This window comes from Streptomyces sp. OfavH-34-F (genome assembly GCF_022347745.1).
Lineage (GTDB): Bacteria > Actinomycetota > Actinomycetes > Streptomycetales > Streptomycetaceae > Streptomyces.
The window spans coordinates 1-1,346 of record NZ_JAKRGC010000617.1 but is presented as its reverse complement, the minus strand read 5'-3'; the positions used below and the strand labels follow the sequence as shown (position 1 = coordinate 1,346).

The following is a 1,346-nucleotide window of genomic DNA, read 5'->3' as shown; positions in this document are numbered from 1 at the left end:
GACCGAGGCCACCCGCCGGCGCACCGCGGAGTCCCGCAGCGGTTCGGCGGCCGTACGGGCGTGCAGCGCGCGCACCGCGTCCCGCGCCTCCTCGGGGGAGGCCCCGGCGGGCAGCGGCTCGCCGATCGTGACCCGGACCAGGGCGGAGCGCAGCCGGCCGTGCTTGGGCAGCAGCCGGTCCGTGCCGGCGATGCCCACCGGGACCACCGGGACGCCCGCCTCCTCGGCCAGGACCAGCGCGCCCCGGTGGAAGGCGCCGAGGGTGCCGTCCGGGGCGCGGGTGCCCTCCGGGAAGAGCACGACCGCCCGGCCCTCGCGCAGCTCGCCGGCCATCGAGAGGAGATCGGCCGTTCCGCCGCCGCCCGAGCGCCGGACCGGGAAGCCGGCCGCCAGCCTGCGGCAGATCCGGCGCCGCCAGGGCGAGGCGAACCAGTAGTCGGCCGCCGCGCCGATCGCCGGGGCGTGCCGGGCGTCGAGCGCGGCCAGGAGCGCCGCCGTGTCGGCGTGCGAGGTGTGGTTGGCGACGACCACGCAGCCGCCGCGCGGGAGGCGGCCGCGCCGCTCGATCCCGCCGGTGAGGCCCAGCACCCCCCACCACAGGCCGCGCCGCAGCGCGGACGCGAGACGGGAGCGGACCGGCAGGACCGGGCGGGCGGGGGTGCGTACCAGGGTCGTCGTCACGTCATCACCATCGCCAGGAGGAGGGCCACGAGCAGGGAGTCGATCCGGTCGAGCAGGCCGCCGAAGCCGGGCAGCCAGCTGCCCGCGTCCTTCACCCCGGACTCGCGCTTGACCATCGACTCGACGAGATCGCCGAGGACGCAGCCGCCGGCGACCGCCGCCCACAGCGGGAGGCTGAACGCGCCGAGCACCAGCAGCAGGAGCGCGGTGGCCGCCGCCGCCCCCAGCACCCCGGCCCAGGTCTTGTTCGGGGAGAGCGGCGACAGCGCCCGGGACAGCGGACCGCGCCGGCCCAGCGCCGTACCGCCGCACCAGGCGCCGACGTCGCCGAGCGCCACGGCCAGGCCGACCAGCACCGCCGTGTCGCCGAGGGAGACCAGGCCGGTGAGTGCGACCGGTATCCACAGCAGCCCGAACGCGGTGCGCGCGGCCCGGGTGAAGCCGGTGCGGTCGTCCCCGCCCAGCACCGGGGGCAGTGCCGCCGCGACGAGCAGCAGCGCCGCCGCGCGCAGGTCCAGCAGTTGCGGGGCGAGCCAGGCCAGGGCCGGCAGCACGGCGGCGACCGCTCCGAGGACGGCCAGGTCGGTCCGGCGCAGCCCCGCCATCCGGGCGTACTCGCCGGCCGCGACCGCGCCGAGACCGGCGGCCAGGGCGTAGACGCCGCC

2 protein-coding genes are annotated in these 1,346 nt (G+C 78.9%); both read right to left on the bottom strand.

Going from position 1 to position 1,346, the window contains the following annotated elements; genetic code table 11:
* Positions 1–669, bottom strand: a 669-nt coding sequence (locus MHW47_RS35460) for a 1-acyl-sn-glycerol-3-phosphate acyltransferase (RefSeq protein ID WP_239227909.1), incomplete at its 3' end; no start/stop codon positions are given.
* An 8-nt stretch (positions 670–677) separates the two neighbouring features.
* A partial coding sequence (locus MHW47_RS35455; protein WP_239227908.1) for a phosphatidate cytidylyltransferase occupies positions 678–1,346 on the bottom strand: 669 nt, incomplete at its 5' end.